The organism is Methylococcus capsulatus (genome assembly GCF_036864975.1).
Lineage (GTDB): Bacteria > Pseudomonadota > Gammaproteobacteria > Methylococcales > Methylococcaceae > Methylococcus.
On sequence record NZ_CP104311.1, the window covers coordinates 790,884 to 806,207 of the forward strand.

General features: G+C 63.8%; 15 protein-coding genes. 12 read left to right on the plus strand and 3 right to left on the minus strand.

Annotation, left to right across the window (positions count from 1 at the left end):
• Positions 1–5: 5 nt before the first annotated feature.
• The 5 genes from N4J17_RS03745 (at position 6) to fae (ending at position 4,598) form a co-directional block, all read left to right on the plus strand.
• Positions 6–1,136 (plus strand): ATP-grasp domain-containing protein, encoded by a 1,131-nt coding sequence (locus tag N4J17_RS03745; protein WP_198324161.1) that lies wholly within the window; start codon positions 6–8, stop codon positions 1,134–1,136.
• A gap of 43 nt (positions 1,137–1,179) precedes the next feature.
• Positions 1,180–2,175, plus strand: coding sequence for a methenyltetrahydromethanopterin cyclohydrolase (gene mch, locus N4J17_RS03750; RefSeq protein ID WP_198324160.1), 996 nt, complete (start codon positions 1,180–1,182; stop codon positions 2,173–2,175).
• Positions 2,168–3,094, plus strand: a complete 927-nt coding sequence (locus N4J17_RS03755; RefSeq protein ID WP_198324159.1) for an ATP-grasp domain-containing protein — start codon at positions 2,168–2,170, stop codon at positions 3,092–3,094. The genes mch and N4J17_RS03755 overlap by 8 nt, the downstream gene beginning before the upstream one ends.
• Entirely contained in the window at positions 3,091–3,957 is an 867-nt protein-coding gene (locus N4J17_RS03760) for a triphosphoribosyl-dephospho-CoA synthase (RefSeq protein WP_198324158.1), read from the plus strand. Before N4J17_RS03755 ends, N4J17_RS03760 begins: the two co-directional genes overlap by 4 nt.
• Positions 3,958–4,085: 128 nt before the next feature.
• Entirely contained in the window at positions 4,086–4,598 is a 513-nt protein-coding gene (gene fae / locus N4J17_RS03765; protein ID WP_198324157.1) for a formaldehyde-activating enzyme, read from the plus strand.
• An 84-nt stretch (positions 4,599–4,682) separates the two neighbouring features.
• On the opposite strand, the gene N4J17_RS03770 is transcribed toward fae, so the two are convergent.
• The gene (locus N4J17_RS03770; protein ID WP_198324156.1) at positions 4,683–5,366 is read right to left on the minus strand and encodes a HisA/HisF-related TIM barrel protein; all 684 of its coding nucleotides are present in this window, start codon (positions 5,364–5,366) and stop codon (positions 4,683–4,685) included.
• Positions 5,367–5,408: 42 nt separating this feature from the next.
• Here N4J17_RS03770 and N4J17_RS03775 point away from each other — a divergent pair, with 42 nt between their 5' ends.
• Genes N4J17_RS03775 through N4J17_RS03790 form a run of 4 tightly spaced genes read left to right on the plus strand, consistent with a single transcriptional unit; the run spans position 5,409 to position 9,435 of the window.
• On the plus strand, positions 5,409–6,401 hold the full coding sequence (locus tag N4J17_RS03775) for an ATP-grasp domain-containing protein (RefSeq protein ID WP_198324155.1): 993 nt from the start codon (positions 5,409–5,411) through the stop codon (positions 6,399–6,401).
• Positions 6,391–7,452: a hydantoinase/oxoprolinase family protein gene (locus N4J17_RS03780; RefSeq protein WP_198324154.1), complete on the plus strand. Its 1,062-nt coding sequence runs from the start codon at positions 6,391–6,393 to the stop codon at positions 7,450–7,452. Before N4J17_RS03775 ends, N4J17_RS03780 begins: the two co-directional genes overlap by 11 nt.
• Positions 7,449–8,855: an aminodeoxychorismate synthase component I gene (gene pabB / locus N4J17_RS03785; RefSeq protein ID WP_198324153.1), complete on the plus strand. Its 1,407-nt coding sequence runs from the start codon at positions 7,449–7,451 to the stop codon at positions 8,853–8,855. Before N4J17_RS03780 ends, pabB begins: the two co-directional genes overlap by 4 nt.
• On the plus strand, positions 8,842–9,435 hold the full coding sequence (locus tag N4J17_RS03790; RefSeq protein ID WP_198324152.1) for an amino acid kinase: 594 nt from the start codon (positions 8,842–8,844) through the stop codon (positions 9,433–9,435). The genes pabB and N4J17_RS03790 overlap by 14 nt, the downstream gene beginning before the upstream one ends.
• A gap of 14 nt (positions 9,436–9,449) precedes the next feature.
• On the opposite strand, the gene N4J17_RS03795 is transcribed toward N4J17_RS03790, so the two are convergent.
• The gene (locus tag N4J17_RS03795; protein ID WP_198324151.1) at positions 9,450–10,799 is read right to left on the minus strand and encodes a squalene monooxygenase; all 1,350 of its coding nucleotides are present in this window, start codon (positions 10,797–10,799) and stop codon (positions 9,450–9,452) included.
• The gene (locus N4J17_RS03800) at positions 10,786–12,897 is read right to left on the minus strand and encodes a 2,3-oxidosqualene cyclase (RefSeq protein WP_232470731.1); all 2,112 of its coding nucleotides are present in this window, start codon (positions 12,895–12,897) and stop codon (positions 10,786–10,788) included. The genes N4J17_RS03795 and N4J17_RS03800 overlap by 14 nt, the downstream gene beginning before the upstream one ends.
• A 295-nt stretch (positions 12,898–13,192) precedes the next feature.
• Between N4J17_RS03800 and N4J17_RS03805 the strand changes: the two genes are divergently transcribed.
• Genes N4J17_RS03805 through N4J17_RS03815 form a run of 3 tightly spaced genes read left to right on the plus strand, consistent with a single transcriptional unit; the run spans position 13,193 to position 15,277 of the window.
• Complete coding sequence (locus N4J17_RS03805; RefSeq protein ID WP_198324150.1) at positions 13,193–13,462, plus strand: hypothetical protein; 270 nt, start codon at positions 13,193–13,195, stop codon at positions 13,460–13,462.
• On the plus strand, positions 13,452–14,075 hold the full coding sequence (locus tag N4J17_RS03810; protein ID WP_277458531.1) for a DOMON-like domain-containing protein: 624 nt from the start codon (positions 13,452–13,454) through the stop codon (positions 14,073–14,075). Before N4J17_RS03805 ends, N4J17_RS03810 begins: the two co-directional genes overlap by 11 nt.
• Positions 14,072–15,277 (plus strand): exo-beta-N-acetylmuramidase NamZ family protein, encoded by a 1,206-nt coding sequence (locus N4J17_RS03815; RefSeq protein ID WP_198324149.1) that lies wholly within the window; start codon positions 14,072–14,074, stop codon positions 15,275–15,277. Before N4J17_RS03810 ends, N4J17_RS03815 begins: the two co-directional genes overlap by 4 nt.
• Positions 15,278–15,324 lie beyond the last annotated feature (47 nt).

Consider the following 15,324-nt stretch of genomic DNA (forward strand, 5'->3'; position numbering starts at 1 on the left):
GCATCATGCAGGAAGCCGGCTCCGCTCTGGTGGTCGCGGCATCCGCCTCCGCGCTCAGCCGCTCACTGAAGCGAGCCGGATGGACCCCGTTTGCGATCGACGGTTTCGGCGACCTGGACACCCGGGAGTACTGCCGTGAATGCCAGATCGTACCGCTCGGCAAGAGCGGGTTCGACGCATCCGCCCTGCGATCGGCCATCGATGGGATGAAACCCACCGATGTCGCACTTTACGGCGGCGGTCTGGATTCACTGCCCGGCGTGATCGAACATCTCGCCCGCGGACGCCTCCTGGTCGGCAATACCGCAGAAACCGTCCGTCTCGCCAAAACCCCCGCCATGTTCTTTGCGCTGCTTGCCAACCTGGGCATACCTTTTCCGGAAACGCGCTTTGACCCCCCTTGCAACGTTTGCGGCTGGCTGGTCAAGCATGGCGGCAGCGAGGGCGGGGTTGCCGTGAATTTCGCCAGCAATACGGACATCTCGAAACCGTACCGGTACTTCCAGCGACAGCTCGAAACGCTCCCGATGTCCGCCCTGTTCCTGGCCGACGGCACGGAATCGAGAATCATCGGCTTCAACACCCTTTGGACCACGGCAGCCGATCCACTTCTGCCGTTCCGGTTCGCCGGCGCGATCAACCGGACATCGCTGAGCGAGCCCCAGCGCGAGACCTTGCGCGGAATCGTGGCCCAGCTCGTCTCGGCCTTGCGCCTGCGCGGCTTAAACAGCCTCGATTTCATGACGGACGAAACCGGCGGGATCCGCGTGCTCGAACTCAATCCGCGCCCCAGCGCCACCCTGTCACTTTACGACGACGAGCTTCCGTCCGGCCTGGCCGGACTTCATATCCGCGCCTGTCTCGGCACACTGCCGGACTTTACCCTTGCTGCATTCCCGGCCCGCGCGATCCAAATCGTCTATGCCCCTCATGACGTGGAGATGCCGGGGACACTAGAATGGCCTGCGTGGTGCCAGAACCGGCCCGGCCCGGGATGCCGCATCGCCAAAGGCGCGCCGCTGTGCACGATCACGGCCGACGGAACAGACGAAAGCGAAGTGCTTTCCAACCTGGCCGCCCGGCACACCGCCCTCATCCAGACGATGATCGCCGCCGACCGCATGGCCGACACCTGACCAGCAAGAGACCCATAACCCCCCTGTTTTCAAGAGGACCATCATGCAGAATCGCGTCAGCGTCAACGCTCACAGCCAGCCTATCGTCAAATATCTGATCACTTATGCCGACAAGCTGCGCCTCCAGATCGACCGGCTGCCCAACGGCTGTACCATCATTGACGCCGGCATCAAGGTGCCGGGCAGCCTGGAAGCCGGCCGCCTCATCGGCGAAATCTGCATGGGGGGACTCGGGCGCGTCACCCTCAGCCATACCGACACCTTTACCAAATGGCCACTGACGGTCAACGTCCACACCTCCAACCCGGTGATCGCCTGTCTAGGCAGCCAGTATGCCGGCTGGAGCCTTTCGCACGGTGAAGGCAAGGACGGCTTCTACGCGCTCGGCTCGGGACCGGCGCGCGCCATGGCCACCAAGATCAAGGACGGCAACGAAGAGCCGGTGGAAGAACTGTACAAGGAACTGAATTATCGCGACAAACACACGGAAACGACGATCGTCATGGAAGTCGACAAGATTCCACCGGTCGAATTGACCGACAAGATCGCTCGCTCTTGCAAGCTGGACCCCTCCCACCTGACCGTGATCCTGACACCCACCAGCAGTCTGGCGGGCGGCATGCAGGTGGTGGCGCGGGTGCTCGAAGTCGCTCTGCACAAGGCACATGCCCTGCACTTCCCGTTGGAGAACATCATCGACGGCACCGGCTGTGCCCCGGTTCCACCGCCGCACCCGAATTTCATCAAAGCCATGGGCCGGACCAACGATGCCATCCTGTTCGGTGGTCGCGTCCATCTGTTCGTCAAGGGCAGCGACGAAGCCGCCGAGACCCTGGCCAACGAGCTGCCGAGTTCGGTCTCGCGCGATTACGGCAAGCCTTTTGCTGAAGTATTCAAGGAGTACAAATACGACTTCTTCAAGGTCGACGCCATGCTGTTCAGCCCGGCCAGCGTGATCGTCACGACCGTCGATTCCGGCCGCAGCTTCCATGCCGGAGAAGTGGACGTGGAACTCCTGGAGCGCTCGTTCGGTGGCTGAACCGGGCCGCATCGCCATCGTCACGGACGACCCCGGCTGGCACGGAGCGCGGCTGCAACAGGCATTCGCCGCGCGCGGTTTCGGCTGCACCTACGTGTCGCTGAGTCGCTGCCGGCTCAATCTCGAAGATCCGGCGCTGCCGCTCCACCTGCCGGGGTTTTCCGGACGGCTGCCCGAGGGCGTGTTCGTGCGGGGCATCCCCGGAGGCTCGCTGGAACAGGTGACCTTCTATCTCGACATCCTGCATGGCCTCACCCTCCTCGGCGTCCCCGTCTACAACGATGCCCGGGCCATCGAGCGCACCGTGGACAAAGGCATGACCAGCTTTCTGCTACAGCGGGCCGGGATTCCCACGCCACCGACCTGGGTGCTCGGCGATCCCGAAGCCGCCATGGAGATCGCCCGGCGCGAACTGGCGGCCGGCCACCGCCTCGTCTCCAAGCCGCTGTTCGGCTCCCAAGGCACCGGCCTGCAACGTCATGACTGCCCGGAAGACCTGGTCAACCTGACCCCGACCAACGGCATTTATTACCTCCAGCGTTACGTCTGCAGTGACGACGATGCCCCTCACGACTGGCGCGTCTTCGTCATCCGCGGGCGTACGGTGGCGGCCATGCGCCGCTGCGGCGTGACCTGGCTGAACAACGTGGCGCAAGGCGCACGCTGCGAACCCGCCCGGCTCGACGACATCCTCCTGTGCCGACTGGCCGAAGATGCTGCTAGAACGCTGGACATAGCCTATGCCGGCGTCGACATCATCCGCGACCAGCACGGACGTTACACCGTCCTGGAAGTCAACAGCGTGCCGGCATGGAAAGGCCTGCAGAGCGTCAGCGAGGTCGTCATCGCCGAACTGCTGGCGGACGATTTCCTCGCCCGCTGCCAACGCCTCGAATCCGCGCGCTGCACCGCCACATGAGCGTGTCCGCCGCAGCACTCGAAGCCGCCTACCGCTGGGCCTGCGAAACCGAACTGCAAGCATTCAAGCCCGGCAACGTCAGCGTGCACTCCGAAGGCCACGACATGACCGTGGCGCATTTCCGGCAGAGCGCTTCGGCCAGCGCGCCGGAGCTGTGCCGGCCAGAACTTTGCCTGGGCGAACGCATTTACCGGGCGGTCGCGGCCACCCGCCACGCCGTGGCGTGCAACACCAACCTGGGTATCGTCCTGCTAGCCGCACCGCTGATCGCAGCGGCTCAAAGGCGGCGGATCGGAGAAACACTGAAGCAGAGCCTGAGCCGAATCCTGCATGCCAGTACCGTCGAAGACGCCGAATGGGTCTACCGGGCCATCTGCCTGGCCCAACCCGGCGGCCTGGGCGAAGCTCCCGAGCATGACGTGCGCACCCCGCCGGGCATCCCGCTGCGCGACGCGATGCGGCTTGCCGCCGAGCGGGACAGCATTGCCCGTCAATACACCTGTGACTATACGGATGTTTTTGATTTCATGATTCCACGTTATCATAGTGCGCTTTCCCGATGGGACAATGAAGGCTGGGCGGCGGTGGCTGCGTTTTCCGGCATGCTTGCGCGCATACCGGATAGCCACATCGAACGCAAATTCGGGCCCCGCTACTCCCCGTGGGTATCGGCGAAGATGGTGCTCATCGAGAAAACGCTGTCCTATACCGTGCGACCTGAATCGGTTTTGGGGCTTCTACGGGACGTGGATGCCGAATTCAAGACGCGCGGAATTAACCCTGGAACGACTGCCGACCTGACGGTCGCCGGTCTGCTTGCCGTGCGCCTGGAGGCGATTTATACCGGGACAGGCCGGGGTTAAACCTTCGGACACGTGGGACCGATGCGGGCACTCCGCTAGAAACTTCGGTCTCAAAAACCTTTCCCGGGGGAATAACCATGTCCTTATTAAAAAAGTTTTTTTCGTTTTTTTCACAAGAGGAAATTCAGATGGGTAAAGTAAACAAGTTGTTGGTCGGCGAAGCACTGTGCGGCGGCGGCAACGAAATCGCTCACATCGACCTGATCATGGGCCCCCGTGGCAGCGCAGCGGAGACGGCTTTCGCCAATACTCTGACCAACAACAAAGACGGCTTCACCTCCCTGCTGGCTGTGGTTGCCCCCAACCTGCTGTGCAAGCCGAACACCGTGATGTTCAACAAGGTCACCATCAAGAACGGCAAGCAGGCCACCCAGATGTTCGGCCCCGCCCAGCGCGGCGTCGCCATGGCCGTTGCCGACTGCGTGGAAGACGGCACCATTCCGGCGGACGAAGCCGACGACCTGTTCATCTGCGTGGGCGTATTCATCCACTGGCTGGCCGAAGACGACGCGAAGATCCAGGATTACAATTACGAAGCAACCAAGCTGGCCATCAAGCGCGCCATTGCCGGCGAGCCCAAGGCTGCCGACGTGGTCGCCCGCAAGGGCAGCGAAGCTCATCCGTTCGCGGCTCACAACTGATTGCGCGCTGCCGGGAACGCCGCCTCAGCGGCGCTCACCGCAACGGTGAAGGGAAAAGCGCTGTTTCGAGCGCTTTTTCCTTTTTCAGGACCTTACGCTGCCGAGCCGACTCAATTCGAGCGATCCGGAATGCAAGGCACTGGCCACCAGGACGGCATGAACACCCCGGCTCTCCAGGGACTCCAGGTCTGCGCCGTTGCGCACGCCTCCCGCTGCTATCAGCACTCTGTCCGGCGCCAGTCGATGGACACGGTCGAGGAGAACCAGATCGGGACCGTCGAAACTGCCGACCCGGTTCAGGGTCATGACGATCACTCTCTCCGGCCAATATTGCGGCTGCGCCAGGATTTCGGAGCAACCTTTCATCCTCCCGTCGAAGAAGTCCAGCGACAATATCCAATCGCGTGTCGCCATTCGCTGCAGCCGTGCCACCGCCGGGATCGATTCACTGCCGATGACCGGGACTACGCCGGCCGGTGCCGCCTCACCCGCGTCGGGCAGCCCCTGATCCAGCCAAAAGACGATATCCGGAAACCTGGTCCGCAGCGCCGCGACGAGTCCGTTCTGGTAACCCAAACCCATGAGCGCATCCAGATCGGCGACATAAAAGGTATCGAATGGGTGCAGATTCCGGAAGGCTTCAACCGCCGCGAAGGGATCGGCATCGGGGCAGAGGGGACTGCTGAGCGGGCGGTAATTCTCGCGCCGCCCTTTGACGGCATGAACGACGAGCCCCCCCATGAGATCGAGTACGGGAATGATCTTCACTGATTCAATGGCCTTGTCCGCATTTCCCTAGAAATCGGGCGGATGGACATACTGGTTTTCGAATTCATCACTGGCGGCGGCCTGCGGCACGAATCTCTACCTCCGGAGCTGGCCGCCGAAGGCGAACTCATGCTGCGCGCCCTGCTCGAGGACCTGCTCGAAGTACCGGGGATACGGCCGCTCATTCTCCGGGATGACCGCCTCGATTGGGAACACCTGCCGTGCGGCGTCATGATCACACCCGTCGCGGCCGCTGACGATTTCGACCGGATCTGGCGGGACGCCATTGCGCGCTGCGACGCCGTCTGGCCCATCGCTCCGGAAACCGGTGGCGTGCTCGAACGGCTGTGCCGGCAAGTGGAACGCACGGCCACGGCGTTGCTGACCAGTCCTGCGAGCGCCGTCACGGTCGCCGCAAGCAAAATCGCCACGGCCCAGGCTCTGGAACGCCACCGTCTGCCGGTCGTACCGACCCAGCCCTGTGAGGCACGACTGGACGCCGCCCCGGCCCCTGTGGTCATCAAACCCGATGGTGGCGCCGGCTGCGAAGGAGCCCGGGTGGTCCGGGCCGGCTGCGAACTCACCCCGGGAGCGGGACGCTGGGTCATCCAGCCCCTGCTCGAAGGCGATTCTTTGAGTCTCAGCGCACTGTTTTCCCATGGCCGCGCCCGATTGCTGAGCTGCAACCGCCAGCACGTGGAACAAGCCGGGGATGGCTTCGCCCTTCGCGGCTGTACCGTCAATGCCCTGGCCGATCCGGACGGCTTCTGGCAGGCGCTCGCCGGCGACGTGGCAAAGGCACTGCCGGAACTCTGGGGCTACGCGGGGATAGACTTGATCCGAACGGCCAAAGGCCCCGTCATCCTCGAAGTCAACCCACGGCTGACGACGTCTTACGCTGGCCTGAAAGCCGCCACCGGAGAAAATCCAGCCGGCCTGACGCTCGACCTTTACCGGACCGGCCGCCTGCCTGCGCCCCGGACTCAATGGGGAACGCCGGTCACTTTGAATCTGGAGCATCCCGATGCGCATTGAACTGATCGGCTGGGACATTGGCGGAGCCCACCTCAAAGCCGTCGCCCTCACGGACGCTGGAACCATTGCCGACGTCCGGCAATACCCCTGCCCGCTCTGGCTGGGCTTGGATAGACTGGAAAGCGCACTTTCCGAAGCGGTCAGGGATCTCGGCATCGGCTCATCCTGCCGCCACGCCATCACGATGACCGGCGAACTGGCCGACCATTTCGAAGACCGCATGACCGGCGTGCAGACCCTGGTTGCGACGATGCTCCGGCGTTTCGGCGCCGAAGGAATGCTGGTCTTCGCCGGGCGCACTGGCTTCCTCCGCGGCGACGCCGTAGAGCCTTCGCATGCGCTCGACATCGCCTCCGCCAACTGGCTGGCAAGCGCATCGCTCATCGCTCATCACCTGCGGCAGCCCGCGTTGCTCGTCGACATCGGCAGCACGACGACCGACCTGGTCGCCCTGAGCGACGGCGAGGTCCGCGCGCGAGGCTATACCGATTATGACAGATTGCGATACGATGAACTCATCTATACCGGCGTCGGGCGCACCTCCGCCATGGCGCTGGCCAACGAGCTTCCCTTCGAAGGAGAATGGGTCAACCTCATGGCGGAACACTTCGCGACCACCGCCGACGTTTATCGCCTCACCGGCGAACTCGCAGAACACACCGACCAGCTGCCTGCGGCGGACGGCGGCGAAAAAAGCATCGCTGGCAGCGAACGGCGCTTGGCGCGGCTCGTTGGACGAGACCGCGAAGACGGCACCGCCGAGCAGTGGCGGCAGCTGGCCCTCTGCTTGAGAGAGCGCCAGCTTTCACGCATCACCCGGGCGATCGAGCGCCAGTTCTCCCGAAACCTGCTGCCGGCGGCAAGCCCCCTGGTGGGAGCCGGCGCTGGGCGGTTCCTGGCCCGCGTCCTCGCTGCCCGCTCGGGCCGTCCTTATGTGGATGCGCTCGAACTCCTTCCCCGGCCGGCCACCGCCACGGCGCTCCCGGTTTCCGACTGTCTGCCGGCGGCGGCCGTGGCCTGCCTGGCGCGCCCGTTTCTCGAAAAGGCATGACCCCCCGAATCACCGAGCTCCCCTATTTCCAAGACAGCGCCGCCCTGTTCGGACCATGGGCGGATCGGCGTTGGGCGGTATTCCTCGACAGCGGCTTTCCGCACTGCAGGCATGGCCGCTACGACATCATCGCCGCCGATCCGCTCGCGACGCTGGTGACTCGTGGCCACATCAGCGAGATCCGCCGGCAAGGAGGCGAGGTCGCCCTGTCGCCGGAAGATCCGTTTGCCCTCCTGCGGCGGGAACTGGGCACCCGCACCGATCCTTTCGGCGAACTGCCGTTCGCCGGGGGCGCCCTAGGCTATTTCGGCTACGACCTGGGCCGGCGCCTGGAGAACCTGCCGGAGCATACGACGGACGCCGAGAACATCGCGGACATGGCCATCGGCATCTATGACTGGGCGGTCGTCGTGGATCACCTGCAAGGCCGCAGCTGGCTGGTGAGCCAGGGCCGCTCGCCCGCCACCGCTGCCCGCTGGCCGCATCTGCTGCGGTCGTTCAGCCAGATACAGACGCTGGGCTGGCAACGCACCGGCTTCGATGTGCTGGCACCGGTTCGGGCGAACATGAACCGGCGGGAATACGTCGCCGCCTTCGAGCGCATCCAGCATTACATCCGCGAAGGCGACTGTTATCAGGTGAACCTGGCGCAGCGCTTCGTCGCGCCCTGCCGCGGCAGCGCCTGGACACTGTACCAAACCCTGCGTCAAACCAACCCCGCGCCTTTCAGTGCGTTCCTCAACATTCCCCAGGCACGCATACTCAGTTCGTCGCCGGAGCGCTTCCTGCGTGTGCTCGACGGCAGGGTGGAAACCAAGCCCATCAAGGGCACCCGGCCACGCTCCGGCGATCCGCTGGAGGATCGCCGCCTTGAGGAATCCTTGCGGCACAGTGAAAAGGACCAGGCGGAGAATCTGATGATCGTGGATCTGCTTCGCAATGACCTCGGCAAACACTGCCAGCCCGGCTCGGTACGGGTACCCAAACTGTTCGACGTCGAGAGCTACACCACCGTCCACCATCTGGTGAGCACCATCACCGGCACGCTGGCGTCCGGCCATGATGCGGTCGGCCTGCTGCGTGACAGTTTTCCAGGCGGCTCGATCACGGGGGCTCCAAAAATCCGCGCCATGGAAATCATTGAGGAACTCGAACCCCACCGGCGCGGCGTCTATTGCGGCGCCATCGGCTATCTCGGCTTCGACGGCAACATGGATACCAACATCGCCATCCGTACCCTGGTGCAATCGGACGGTACCATCAGGTTCTGGGCCGGTGGCGGCATCGTGGCGGACTCCTCAGCCGCCGCGGAATACCAGGAATGTTTCGACAAAGCCGCCGCACTGCTGAACCTGCTGGAGCGTTTCCGCATCGCCCGCACCGGCGACCATGTGGGTCGTTAAGCTCGGCGGCAGCCTGGGTCGTTCTCCGACGCTGACCCCCTGGCTGCGAACCCTGAAAAATTCCAGGGTAGTGATCGTCCCCGGCGGCGGGGAATTCGCCGACACGGTACGCCGGGCCCAGGGTCACCTGGGTTTCGGCGATGAGGCCGCCCACGCCATGGCCATTCTGGCGATGGCTCAGTACGGCCTGATGCTGAAAGGACTGGAGCCGGCCCTGGAAACCGCTTGGGATCCGCCAGCGCTGCGAACGGTGCTCGAGGAAGGGAAATCCGCGATATGGCTCCCCCACCCCGACGGCATCGCCGTGAAGCCGGGCTGGGAAATAACCTCGGACAGCCTGGCCGTGTGGCTCGCCGGAAGAATTGGCGCCAGCGACCTCGTGCTGATCAAATCGGCGCCGCTTCCGCCCGTCGAAGCAAGCATCGGCACCGCCCAGAGTTCAGGGCTGGTCGACGAATCCTTCGGATACTTTTTGCGGACCGCGAAGGCCCGTGCCTGGCTCTGCCATCGCGACCGCCACGAAGAGTTCGCGGCCGCACTCCGGACACCGGCAAACCTGTTTACGCGGATCGCCGCGTAGGCCCGCGCGCTGTCTCATTTCGCCCGCAGCGCCTGATTCAGCGCATCCTGCTGGAATTTGAGGCTCTTGGAAACCAGCTGGGCCACGCCACGGAGCCAGTCGCCCGCCATCTTGGCACTCAGCCACTGTGGCAGCAAACGAAAGGCCTGGAGTCCCACCAGGGCATACTGCGAAGCCAGCGAGAAAATACTGCTGTCGAGCGTCGACAACAGGGCCATGGATGCCTGCCGCCCCTTGGGGCTGTTGCGCCAATAGGAAAAAATGCACTGGCTGAGCAGTTCAGCTTCCGGCGTCTGCGCCAGAAATGCCTCGCGCAGCTCTTCCGCCAGCGTGCGGCGGGTGAGCTGCAAACGGCAGCACTGGACCGCATAGCGCTTGAGCGCCGCCTCGAAGTTCAGCCCCGTCGCCTGGAGCGCATCCCGCATGACGAAGGCATCCTTGACCGCAGCCGTGATGCCCGAAGCGGTCAGCGGATGGCAACAGCCCCGTGCATCGCCGATGAGAGCGACGTTCGCCTTGACGCTCGACTCCGGAACGATGCAGTAGTTCGCCGCCGCCAAGGGTTTGCCCTGAGCCAGCACGGCCTCGATGTCGCTCCGGAAGGGCTCGGGAAACAGGCGCAGATGGTCACGGATGGACTCCTTCGAGTCCGCGCCCTTGAGCACCTCGAACATCACCCTCGCTCGCCCGCCGCCGATGCCATAGGCATAGGAGACGCCCGCCGGATTCAGAAATATGTTGCCATAACCGGGATTCGGCAGATGGGCATCGTCCACCTCGATGCCGATCATGCCGGAATAGCGCTGGGTTTCGTGGGAAATGCCGACCATTTTTCGCAACTGCGACATCGGCCCGTCGGCCCCGATGATCAGCCGGGACTCCACCCGGACATCGGTACCTGCGTGCGTCACGGTGGCGACGTAGCGCTTGCCGTCCACCTGCGCCATCCCCGTTACCCTGGCACCGAGCCAGACGGTGACCCGATCAAAACCGTGCACCGTCCTGAGCAGATGGCTCTTTAGCAGACTGTGCTCGATCACGCGGCCACAGCGCCGGCGCCCATGGATCTCGCCATATGGCAGCAGTGTCGCCGGAGCGCCCGCGCCGTCATTGAAGGGAAAGATGGCAAAGCCGTTGACGACGCTTCCCCGCGGGGCATCATCACGGATCAATCCGAGTTCGAGCAGCCCGTCGATTCCGGGCGGGTGGATCAGCTCACCCGCCAGCCTGCGGCCGGGATCGGGATCGGGCTCGACGATCAGGACCCGCAAACCCAACCCCGACAATGCTGCCGCGGCAGCAGAACCGGCAACGCTGCCGCCGGCGATCAGAACATCCCACTCCGACAATTCAATCGAACTCATCTGCGATAACCCGTGTCATGATGTCCTTCGGCTCCGGCACGGCCGGACCGATGTTGTTCAAACCAGCATTCGGCCAAGCTTCCGCGCGTGTCTCCTGCGGAGCTCCTCGAGTCAGCCGGGCATAGCGCGCCAGCGCCCAGGCCGGGAAATAAACCGGGTAGAGCCGGTAATCCAGCATGGCCGCCCCGAAAAACACACCATTGACCCCTTGCCGGGGCCAGCCGCCGTCGTCCCGCTGTTGAGAGGATAGCCAGGCAATGCCTCGCTCGACCGCCTCGTGCACGGCCGGATAAACCTCCATCAGTGCGAGCAGCGCCCAGGCTGTCATCACGGTTTGGCTGTACCGGCTTTCGACGTAGCGCCCCTGGAGACAACTCGAATAGTGTTCGCCCCAGCCGCCATCGGACCGCTGCTTTGCGAGCAGCCAGGCCGCGGCGGATTGCAGAACCGGGTCCGCCGGTCCGACACCGGCCATCCGCAAACCCTTGACCACATGGAACACCGCATAGGTGTAGTTGATCCCCCAGAAGCCCGGGAAGGAGCCGTCCTCGAGCTGCCGACTCCTCAGAAACCGTTCCGCTTTCTTGATCGCCGTAGCGATCGTTCCTCCCGGAAGATCCGGATAATGCCGCAAATAATGCGCCAACGCGCCTAGGGAGGAAGCCGTACACTCGATATAGGACAGCTCGGTCATGCACTGACCGAACATCTCGGAAGGGTTGACCAGCTCCAGCAACCGCCCGCCCCGCCGCCGCTCGTAGGTGCCGAAACCGCCATCCGCGTTCTGGCGGGACAGGATGAACTCCATACCCAGGCGCAAGCGATCGGCGCTCAGGGGCGCGGCGATCCGGACATCCCCGTGCTCGTACAGCGCAAACAGGGCGCTCATCGCCTCCGCGGCACAATCGCTCACCGGCCAGCGATGCTGGCCATCGGAAAAGCACCAGCCCCCCAGCGCGGGGTCGCGCCAGGCTTTGCGGTAATCGGCCAGTTCCGCGGTCATCTGAGCCTGGTCGAGAAAGGCGTGAGCCCGGTTCAGCGCACGCTTCGCCTCCTCGTCCAACTCTGGCAGTTCGGCCAGGGCCTGCACCGCGAAAGCCGTATCCCAGGAGTTGGAACGCGCGCCCACATAGCGCAGTCCTTCGGCTTCGTCCTCCCATCGCCAAGCTTCCACGCCTTCGAGGCTGGGCGCGAGATCGGGATGGCGCGGATCGTGCGCGAAGATCGCCATGCAGTTCAACAAACCGCTGACCGGGGAGATACCCTGGTAGCGCGTGGAGCGCTGTTCCCGCAATATCTGCTCGAAGCAGAGGGCCAGCGCCCTCTGCCGCAGCGCCTTCCAGGGCCGACGCTCGTAACGAGCCAGAAGATCGTAAACCAGCCTCAGGACGCGGCTGATCGGCACATAGAGATCGGTCCGGGCGACGGTATGGCGGAAAGCGCCGAAATCCACGGATTCGTAGGGTTCGACATAGAGCTCTGACCTCAGCGCATCCCGCAGCGGCTCCGGCAGGGGCGCGCCGAACCGGACTCCGGAAAGATAAGCGATACCCAGATAAATGAGGCGGGTATGGCAGTAGAACCGGCTCGGATGAAAAGGCAGCCAGCGCGGCAGCAGGAACAGCTCTGGCGGCACGGCATTGACGCCTTCCCGTCCGTACAGTCCGAGCAGCATCAGCCAGAACTTACCCCAGGTGGGAACCGCCTTGACACCGTCCGGCTGAGCGTGGAGCCACGCTCTGGCCCTGACGAGCAGAGGCGTATCCGGCCCCAGCCCCAAAAGACGCAAGGCGACATAGGCCAAAGCGGTGAAAAACACATAGCCCGGGCTTTCCGGATGCATGCCCCAGGCGCCGTCGGCAAGCTGGGAAACTTCGAAATGCTTGATGATGGCTGTACGCTCCCGATCCGAATAGGGACGCCCGACCACCGTGCGCACGATGACCGCCTGGGCGAGGATCATCGTGCACCACACCATCTCCCCTTCCCAGTCACCGGCAGGTCGCTGCAGCGAAAGCAGATGCTTGATGGCCGCATCGGCCCGCTGCGCCGCTCCACCTGACACCTTTTCGATGCTTTCCTCGTATTGAGCGTTCAAATTCGCGGCTTGCCGAACTCGGGAAATTTTGGGAGGCGGGGCGAAACCGGCCCGGATGAAAACTCATGCCGAGTCCGCCACCCCTCGCCTCCATACGAAAGCGGGCACAGCGGCAGCAAATCGATCATCAGGACCTGGCGGACTGTGAAATGCGTCATCTGCGACTATTTTGTGGGAAAACCGCCACACTGTCCAGCATCGCAGAGCATGCGAAAAATATTCACGACGCGCTTCCCCGCGGTAGGATTAACGGCATAGTAACGATTCCTACGAAATTACCTTCCCAACGAGTGCAATGAAACCAATATTGCAAATCGCGATCGGCGTATTTCTGGGTACGTTGGCCTCCCAGTCCATCGTCGAAGTCTGGCGCCTCAAGCAGGAGCGAGCGACCCGGGCCGCGGCGGAAAAAATCGAGGACGAAAAGGCCAAAGCACGGCACGAGCTGTCCGAACGCATCCGTACGCTGTTGATGCGGGGACGCCGGGAAAACGGCGGTCAGCCGGCCATCCCGCCGGGCTTCGTTCCCGATGACGCCGAAACAGGAGCTGTAGGTGAAAACTGACGCCATCGGCCCGATGAAAGGGCCTTACCGCGGCGCTGCGGAACTGGTCTGCCACCGTTCCCGATCCTGTCTGCCGGTCCACCGCATCGAAGCGAGCGTGGACCTGCCCCGCAAAGGAATACTCCAACTGCGCTTCGTGCTCGAGGGCGAGCTGGCGGCACTCTCCCTTCCTCCGCCCGCGCCCGTCCGCTGGACCCGTGGCCTGTGGGAACATACTTGCTTCGAGGCATTCCTCAAACCGGACGACGGCGCACAGTATCTCGAATTCAATTTTTCGCCATCGGGCGAATGGGCCGCATTCGTTTTTTCCGGCTATCGCGTCGGCAAAGCATTCGGGGAAAAGCTCCAGCCCGCACTGGCCCGCCGCCAAACCGAAAACCGGCTCGAATTGGACGCAACCTTGGGTCCCGAACTTCTCGCCGGCATCGGCGTCTATACCGGCCTGCGGATCGCGCTGTGCACCGTTGTCGAAGACGCGGGGGGCAATCTCTCCTACTGGGCACTCCGCCATCCGGCGGAAGCGCCCGACTTCCACCATCCGGACGGCTTCGCACTCACGCTGGCGCACCACCCGGTCACAACACAACCACGGAAAAATCAGGACATCGCATGAAGCTCGGCATCGAACGCCTGCTGCAAGACCGGGGGCTGCGCGCCCCTTTGAAAGGCCGCCGGATCGCCCTGCTGGCACATCCCGCATCCGTCACCCGCGACCTGACCCACACGCTGGATGCACTCGCCGCGGTCGGTGAAATCGAGCTGACGGCGGCGTTCGGCCCTCAACACGGCCTGCGCGGCGACAAACAGGACAACATGGTCGAATCCCCGGACTTCTTCGACCCCTGCCATGGCATCCCGGTGTTCAGCCTCTACGGGGAAACCCGCCGGCCGACCCGAGTCATGCTGGACAGTTTCGACGTGCTGCTGGTCGACCTGCAAGACCTCGGCTGCCGCATCTACACCTTCATCACCACCCTGCGCTACGTCCTGGAGGCAGCTGCCGACCATGGCAAGGCGGTGTGGATACTCGACCGCCCCAATCCGGCCGGCCGGCCGGTCGAGGGACTGCGGTTACGGCCGGGCTGGGAGAGCTTCGTCGGCGCCGGCACGCTTCCCATGCGCCACGGCCTGACGATGGGCGAACTCGCCCGCTGGTTCGTAAGCACGCTACACCTGGACCTGGACCTGGAAGTGGTCGCCATGGAAGGATGGAACCCCGCCGAAGCCCCCGGCTATGGCTGGCCGATGGGTGACTATGCCTGGGTGAACCCCAGTCCGAACGCGCCCAACCTTTCGATGGCGCGCTGCTATGCCGGGACCGTCCTCTTGGAAGGCACCACCCTCTCCGAAGGGCGGGGAACCACCCGCCCTCTAGAACTGTTCGGAGCACCGGACATCGACGCGCGGAAGCTCCTAACCGCCATGCGCTCACTGGCGCCCCATTGGCTCGACGGCTGCATTCTGCGGGACTGCTGGTTCGAGCCGACCTTTCACAAGCATGCCGGCCAGCTGTGCTCGGGCGTCCAGATCCACGCCGAAACCGCGGCCTACCGTCACGAAGGCTTCCGCCCCTGGCGAATCGTGGCGCTGGCGCTCAAGGCCTTGCGCGAGCTGCAACCGGATTATCCGATCTGGCGGGACTTCCCTTATGAATACGAATTCGACCGCCTCGCCATCGACCTGATCAACGGCTCGGAACTGTTGCGTCTATGGGTGGACGATCCTGCCGCGATGCCAGTCGATCTCGACGCGCTTGCGCACACCGACGAAACCTCATGGAGCGAGGAACGGGAAACGGTGCTGCTGTACCGCTGACCCGGACGCCCGAGCGATGCCGGCATTCCTGAAACCGGCATTTTCTT